This is a genomic window from Streptomyces sp. MnatMP-M17 (genome assembly GCF_900091995.1).
GTDB lineage: Bacteria > Actinomycetota > Actinomycetes > Streptomycetales > Streptomycetaceae > Streptomyces.
On record NZ_FMDK01000779.1, the window covers coordinates 1 to 7625 of the forward strand.

The 7625-nt window shown below is 70.5% G+C and carries 5 protein-coding genes; 2 read left to right on the forward strand and 3 right to left on the reverse strand.

Features of this window, described 5'->3' with window-relative positions; all coding sequences use genetic code 11:
• Both GA0115259_RS30370 and GA0115259_RS30375 read left to right on the forward strand, forming a co-directional pair.
• On the forward strand, positions 1–2168 hold a 2168-nt coding region (locus GA0115259_RS30370; protein WP_107469294.1), incomplete at its 5' end, for a tetratricopeptide repeat protein.
• A gap of 243 nt (positions 2169–2411) precedes the next feature.
• The gene (locus tag GA0115259_RS30375) at positions 2412–3527 is read left to right on the forward strand and encodes an ADP-ribosylglycohydrolase family protein (RefSeq protein ID WP_093602943.1); all 1116 of its coding nucleotides are present in this window, start codon (positions 2412–2414) and stop codon (positions 3525–3527) included.
• 185 nt (positions 3528–3712) lie between these two features.
• On the opposite strand, the gene GA0115259_RS30380 is transcribed toward GA0115259_RS30375, so the two are convergent.
• From GA0115259_RS30380 to GA0115259_RS30390, 3 genes are all read right to left on the reverse strand, one after another.
• Entirely contained in the window at positions 3713–5305 is a 1593-nt protein-coding gene (locus tag GA0115259_RS30380; protein ID WP_093602945.1) for a sodium:solute symporter family protein, read from the reverse strand.
• 466 nt (positions 5306–5771) lie between these two features.
• The gene (locus GA0115259_RS30385) at positions 5772–5981 is read right to left on the reverse strand and encodes a DUF397 domain-containing protein (protein WP_093602947.1); all 210 of its coding nucleotides are present in this window, start codon (positions 5979–5981) and stop codon (positions 5772–5774) included.
• A 310-nt stretch (positions 5982–6291) separates the two neighbouring features.
• Positions 6292–7149, reverse strand: coding sequence for a helix-turn-helix domain-containing protein (locus GA0115259_RS30390; protein ID WP_093602949.1), 858 nt, complete (start codon positions 7147–7149; stop codon positions 6292–6294).
• Positions 7150–7625: the final 476 nt, after the last annotated feature.

Below are 7625 nucleotides of genomic sequence, written 5' to 3' on the forward strand. Positions count from 1 at the left end.
CCGCGGCCGGGCTGGCCGGGCTGGGCATGGTGCCGGGTATCGGCGCGCTCGTCGGCGCGGCCGATCCGGCGCAGGTGGCCGAGGGCGCCGACCGGTTACGGGCGGCGGTCGCCGCGCGGCTGCGCGGCCACGAGGACACGGAGCTGGTGCTGTCGCCGCTCCGAGTGCTCACTCCCGTACTGGTCTCGGAGATACGGCGGGTCGGCGCGGACGCGCCCTGGATCGCTCTCTTCTTCGACACGTACGAGCGCACCGGACCGTATCTGGACATCTGGTTGCGCGATCTGATCACGACTGAGCGGTACGGAGCGTTGCCCGACCATGTCGTGGTCACGCTCGCCGGACAGCGCCGGCTCGACCTCGGCTGCTGGGGCGACTATCTGGACGCCGTGACGGATCTGCCTCTCGATCCCTTCACGGAGAGCGAGGCGCGGCGGCTGCTCGCCGACAAGGGCGTCGTGGACGAGCCGGTCGTACGGGATGTGCTGCGCCTCTCCGGCCGGCTGCCGGTCCTGGTCTCCACGCTCGCCAGTAACCGGCCGGCCGGCTCCGGCGATCTGGACGATCCCAGCGCGACGGCCGTGGAGCGCTTCCTCAAGTGGGAGCGGGATCCGGCCCGTCGGGCGGTGGCGCTCGCCTGCGCCCTGCCGCGCCGGCTGAACGAGGACATCCTGCGGGCGGCGGTCGGCGAGCGGGCGGAGGAGCGGGCCGGGGACGCGGAAGGCCGGGCCGGTGACGGGCAGGCCGGTGCGGGACGGGCCGGTGAGCGACGGGACTTCGCCGGTGAGGACGAGGCGGCCGGGCTCTTCGGCTGGCTCTGCTCCCTGCCCTTCGTCAGCGGCCGGGCGGACGGCCGGGTCCACTATCACGACGTCGTACGGGATCCGATGCTACGGCTGCAACGCGCCACCTCCCCGCAGCGGTGGACGGCGGCGCACACCCGGCTGGCCGAGGCGTTCGCGCGTGAGCGCGAGGCGGCCGACGCCGGACTCGGGCCGGGCGAGGGAGTCGGCAGGCCGAGTGAAGGAATCGGTCCCGACCGGCGATGGGCCCAGGAAAGCTGGCGCGAGTCACGCCTCGAAGAGTCGTACCACCTGCTCTGCGCCCGGCCCGGCGCCGCCCTGCCCGCCGTGCTGCGCGACGGGATCGCGGTCTGCCGGCTGGGCCCGGTGGAGGTACGCCGCTGGGCGCGGATGCTCGCCGACGCGGGCCGGGACAGCGGTTCGGAGCCGATCGGCGCCTGGGGTACGGGCTGTCTGGCGGCGCTCGCGGACGAACGGCGCTACGCCGTCGACGTACTGGGCCTGCTGCTCGCCCGGACCGAACTGACCGACGAGGACCGGACTGCCGCGTACACCGCCCGTGGCTGGAACCACTTCCGCGCCGACGCGCACGAGGAGGCCCTCGCCGACTACGGCCGGGCGCTGGTCCTCGATCCCGCGCATGTGCCCGCGTACCACGGCCGCGCGCTCACCCACCGGGCGCTGAACGACTTCACGCGCGCCCTGGCCGATCTCGACCGCGCCGAGGAACTGGCTCCGGGGACGGCCTGGGTGCCGCGCGAGCGGGGCGAGACGTACCGCAGAGCGGGCAGGCACGAGGAGGCCGTCGCCGAACTCGACCGCGCGCTCGCACGCGATCCACGCGATCCGCTGATCCTGGGCAGCCGGGGACAGGCCAAGTTCCAGCAGGGCCTTGAGCGCCCGGCGCTCCAGGACTTCGACCGCGCCATCGAGCTGTCGGGCGACTACATCTGGGCCCTGAGCCGGCGCGCCCATGTACGCGGCCGGCTCGGCGATGTCGCCGGAGCGCTGGCCGACCTCGGCCGCGCCGAGCGGCTGGCCCCGGACATGGCACGGGTCCTGGGCGAGCGCGGAGAGGTGTACCGGTTCGCCGGACGGTACGAGGAGGCCGTGGCCGAGTACACCCGAGCGCTCGCCCTTGACCCCTCGTACACCTGGGCGCTGGGCAGCCGCGCCATGGCCCTCAAGGCCCTGGGCAGAACGACCGAGGCCCTGGCCGATCTGAACCGGGCACTGACCCTGGACCCGGCCTACGCCTGGGCCGCCGCCCGCAGAACGGAACTCCTGACGGAACCGTCCGGAAACGGCGAGGCTACGGGCGGTACGGCTACGGGTACGGGCGCCGGCTCGGCCGGCACCACATGACCACCACACAACCGCCGCGCAACTGAGCCACCGAGGCCCGGATCCGGGCCCGGCGCGCCGCGCCCGGACGGCCGGCCCGTCCGCAGGCCCCGGTGGCAAAAGTGATCTCACGGGCGACCGGTCCCATACCGACCGGACTGCGCCCGTGATCCCTCCGCGCGCCCTCAACTCCCTGTTCCCGGTCGACTACAGTGCTGCGCAGTCTGCGGAGTCGCTGCGAGGCTCATGAGGAGGGAGGGACTCGTGAGCTCACCGTCCGGGGCCGTCTGGGGCCGTGCCGAGCAGCAGGACTTCCGGAGCAGAGTGCGGGGCTCGCTGCTGGGAGGAGCCATCGGGGACGCCCTCGGCGCGGGCGTCTCGGCCCTCACCCTGGAGGAGATCAGGGCCGCGCACGGCCCCGACGGCGTCACCGACTTCGTTCCGGCGTACGGCCGCCGAGGCGCCATCACCGCCGCCACCCAGCTCACGCTCTTCACCGTCGACGGACTGATCCGCGCCCAGGTCCGCAGGGACACCGGCGCCTGGCATCCGCCGACCGATGTGCACCGCGCGCATCTGCGCTGGGCCGCGACCCAGCGCGACTGGGGCCCGGACGTACGCCGCAAGGACAACGGCTGGCTCGCCCAGGAGGAGTGGCTCTACGCCCGCCGCGGCCCGGCCCTCTCCTGTCTCACCGGCTTCGGCGACGACATCATGGGCACGCTCGACAAGCCCAAGAATCCCACCGCCCGCGACGCGGGCGCGCTGGTACGGTCCGCGCCCTTCGGGCTGCTCGTCGGCTGGGAGCCGCAGCTCGTCTGCCAGCTCGCCGTGGAGTGCGCCGCCCAGACGCACGGTCACCCGGCCGCGTATCTCTCGGCCGGCGCCTTCGCCGTGATCGTGCACGCGCTGGCGCGCGCGGAGAGCCTCGACGCCGGCGTACAGCGCGCCCTCGCCCTGCTCGCGCCGCGTCCCGGGCACCAGCCCGTCACCGAAGCCCTTCAGCGGGCGCTCGGCACCGTACGGCAAGGGATTCCGGGCCCCGGACGGATCTCCGGGCTCGGCGACGGACGCGCCGCCGAGGACACGCTCGCCGTCGCCGTCTACTGCGCGCTCGTCAGCGAGGACATCCGCCACGGGCTGCGCCTCGCCGTCAACCACGACGGTCCCTCGTGCGCCACCGCCACGCTCTGCGGCTCCCTGCTCGGCGCGCTCCACGGCGAAACCGCGCTGCCGCCCGCCTGGCTCGCCGAACTGGAGGGCCGGCCCACGCTCCTCGAAATCGCCGACGACTTCGCGATGGAGATGACCCAGGGCCCTGCCCTGCACAGCCCTGGCGTCACCACGTCGGGCTGGCTGGTCCGCTACCCGCGCGGCTGACGCGCGCAGACGGCGGTACGGAGACGCGCTGTACGGAGGCCCGCTGTACGGATACGGAGCGAGCCCGGGCGCGCACACGTACGGGCGTACAGGCCGCCACCGCACCCGTACGCCCGCACCCGTACGCCCGTATCAGCCACGCGTCACCAGCCCGTAGCCCGTAGCCCGTAGCCCGATCGGCTTGTTCAGCCGTCCGAGCCCTCCCGGCCCGGGAGCTTCGCGTCCGCCGGCTCCGCCTGCGCCGGCACTCGAAGCGACGCGGCCGTCAGACCGGAACCGTCGCCGTCGCCCTGGCCGTTGATCCGTGCCAGCAGCACATCGCGCTCGTCGCTGGGCTCCGGCTTCAGGAAGCCGATCACGATGTACAGCACGAGCGAGACCGCGAGCGGGACCGAGACCTGGTAGTGGAGCGGTACACCGCCCTCGACGTTCCAGTTGATCGGATAGTTGACCAGCCAGAAGGCCACCAGTCCCAGCGCCCAGCTCGTCAGCGCCGCCGTCGGACCCGACCTGCGGAACGGCTTGAGCAGGCCGAGCATGAACGGGATCGCGATCGGACCCATCAGACCGGCCACCCACTTGATGACGACGGTGATGATGTCCTTGAAGGTCGGCGAGTTGACCTGGGTGGCGACCGCCATCGACAGCGCCAGGAACGAGATGGTGGAGAGCCGGGCCGCCAGCAGCCCGGCCCGCTCGGACCAGCTGCGCGCCGACTTCGACAGAGTGGGCGCGATGTCCCGGGTGAACACCGCGGCGATGGCGTTGGCGTCCGACGAGCACATCGCCATGGTGTGCGAGAAGAAGCCGACGATGACCAGGCCCAGCAGACCGTGCGGCAGGAGCTGCTCGGTCATCAGGGCGTACGAGTCGGACGCGTCCGGCTTCTGCGCCTTCACCAGCAGCGGCGCGCACCACATCGGGAAGAAGAGGACCAGCGGCCAGACGAGCCAGAGGATCGCGGAGAGCCGGGCCGAGCGGGTGGCCTCCCGGGCGCTGGCCGTCGCCATGTAGCGCTGCGCCTGGTTCCACATACCGCCGTTGTACTCGAACATCTTGATGAAGAGGAACGCCAGCAGGAATGTCACGGTGTACGGCCCGGCCGTCGGGTCGGCATGGCCCTCGGGGAGCTTGTCCCAGACCGTCCACAGCGCGCTGAAGCCGCCCAGCTCGCCCATCACGGCGACCAGCATCGCGATCCCGGCGAAGAGCTGGATGATGAACTGGCCCAGCTCCGTGAGGGCGTCGGCCCACAGCCCGCCGACCGTGCAGTAAATGCCGGTGATGACACCGGTGATGAGGATGCCCTGGTTGAGGGAGATCCCGGTGAAGACGGAGAGCAGGGTGGCGATGGCGGCCCACTTGGCGCCCACGTCCACGATCTTCAGCAGCAGTCCCGACCAGGCGAGTGCCTGCTGGGTCTTCAGGTCGTACCGGTTCTTCAGGTACTCCAGCGGGGACGCCACATGCAGCCGGGAGCGCAGCCGGTTGAGCCGCGGCGCGAAGAGCTGAGCGCCGATCCCGATCCCGATGGCGATCGGCAGCGACCAGGTCACGAACGAGGTGACACCGAAGGTGTACGCGATGCCCGCGTATCCGGTGAACATCACCGCGCTGTAGCCGGACATGTGGTGCGAGATGCCCGACAGCCACCAGGGCATCTTGCCGCCGGCGGTGAAGAAGTCGCTGACATTGTCTACACGCTTGTGCGACCAGAGGCCGATCGCGACCATCACACCGAAGTATGCGATGAGCACGATCCAGTCGAGGCTGTTCATGTGCCCCCTCCAGGGGTCCGCCTTGTGAACGATCGATGCTCTTCGTCAGTACGTCCGGTCAGCGGTGCCCCGTGCGGGAGCGGGGACTTCGGGGATTGAACCGCCTGGCGCGGCGGTGGGTCAAGGGCTTCTCCGGTCATAAATGTGAACTCAGATCAGAAAGCAGAACGATTTTACTTGTTCTTGACCTTCCTGGGCGTTGTCGTGATCGTGACGACGACCACACGATGAGCGAGCACTTCGTCAGGCTCCGGGCCATGCCCGGACATCGGCCCGGGCATGGCCCGGACATCCGGACATACGGAAATGACCGCATGGGATGCGGGTCCCCTGCGGTCGGGAAAGGAGCTGGGAAACGAGACGGCGAGCGGCTCCGGACATGGCCGAGCCCCCTCGGCCAGGACGGCGGACCGGTCGAGAGGGCTCTATCAGTGGTGCGGGTGCGGAGGCAGGGCGTTGAGCGACCTCAGCCGAGGTCGAAAGCGCCCTTGTTCATTTCCTGCACGAACGCGTTCCATGACGTGGGTACGAAGGAGATCGAGGGGCCCTCGGGCGCCTTCGAGTCCCGGACGGCGATGGACTGGACGACGGGGGACCTGACCTCTACGCAAGCGCCGTTTCCGCCGGAGTACGAGGACTTGGTCCACGAGTCCGTAGCGCCCTGAAGAATTGCCATGTTCGCTCCGGTTCAGCGAGTGGTGGGAAATCGCGCCAACATCTTTGCTGGCATGATCGACGCTACTCGCCTCACTCGATGGGCGGGACAGGCGTTCACTCGTCCTGGTGGCTTCTCCGTCGAGGCCTTACGCGCCAAGGAAGTTGAGGTGTATGGTGCCCGCGCTCCGGGCGAGGGCGGTACGGGACGGCGCGAGGCGGTACGGGACGGCGCGAGGCGGTACGGGACGGCGCAGGGCGGCGCCCCGAAGGGTGAGGAGCGGCGTCCCGAAGGGTCCCGAAGGGCCCGGAACGAAGAGTCCCGAAAGGTTTCAGCGGGCGTATTCCTTGGCGATCTCCGCGATGAACTGACGGGTCTGATCGACATTCAGGGCCTGGGCGCGCAGATGCTCGTACATCACGCTGTACCGCTGCACGTCATTGGCCTTCTCCAGATAGAGATCGCTTGTCACGCCCTCGATGTAGACGACGCTGGAGTCCGAGGCGTCCGGGAATTCGAGAACCGCGTAATGCCCGCTGATCCCGGGATGCGCGCCCATGTCGAAGGGCAGCACCTGCACGGTGACATGCGGGAGCTGCGACTGTTCGACGAGATGCTCCAACTGCTCGCGCATGAGCTGCCGGTTGCCCACGACCCGGCGCAGCGCCGCCTCGTCCACCACGGCCCAGAGCCGCAGCGGATTCTCGGTGGAGTTGATCCGGTCCTGGCGCCTGAGCCGTACTCCCACGCGCTTCTCGACATCGGGTGCCGCCGACTCCGGCAGCGCGCCGTTGATCAGCGCCTCGGCGTACGGACGGGTCTGGAGCAGTCCCGGGACGACCTGCGGCTCGTAGACGCGCAGCGAGGCCGCGTCCGTCTCCAGGCCGATGTAGACGCTGTACGGGATGTCGCCGAAGGCATGCCACCAGCCCTGCTGACGGGAGTCCTTGGCCATTTGCATCAGCGAGTCGACGATGCGGTGGTCCTGGACCTCGTACACCCCGCAGAGATCACGGACATCGCGCTGGCTGATGGAACGGCGGCCGTTCTCCAGGCGGCTGATCTTCGACTGAGAGACCAGCAGCCGCTCCGCCACCTCCTCGGCCGTCATGCCCTTGAGTTCACGGAGCCGGCGCAACTCCTGTCCCAATCGGCGTCGCCTGACGGTGGGGTTGACGTTGGACGCCACGGAAACTGCACCTCCGACTGCGTAGCTGTACGTATCTACTGCTCAGCAGACTGCCACCAATGGTCCCAACTGCGCTGGGAAATGGCCACAGAGGCAAATGCGCCGTTGTGCGCCCTCGGCTGTGCCGGATCTGTCACCGGCCTCTCGCCTGCCCGTCGTCGGCCTGTCGCGGGCCCGTCGCGCCGGCCGGTCCGGGCTGTCACAGGGCTGTCACGACGTCGCTACGGGGCCGCTACGAGTCCGCGAGAGGGGCCGGCGCGGGACGGGGGCGCGGGACAGGGACGCGGACGGCGCGGAGGCCGGGAGATGGCCGTCAGACGACTGCCAGGAGGCTGTCAGGAGGCGGCCGGAGGATGTCCAAGGGGCCGCCGGTGATCGTGAGGGCGTCGGCGCGGGGCCAGGGGCCGTGGGTCGTGAGGCGCCCGGACGCGGCGCGCGGGGCAGCCTGTGAAGTCAGGCTGCCCCGCGCGTCTCTT

Bases quoted from the DNA above. Each gene is read 5' to 3' on its own strand.
- GA0115259_RS30380 (WP_093602945.1), bottom strand. From the start codon at position 5,305: ATGAACAGCCTCGACTGGATCGTGCTCATCGCATACTTCGGTGTGATG.
- GA0115259_RS30385 (WP_093602947.1), bottom strand. From the start codon at position 5,981: ATGGCAATTCTTCAGGGCGCTACGGACTCGTGGACCAAGTCCTCGTAC.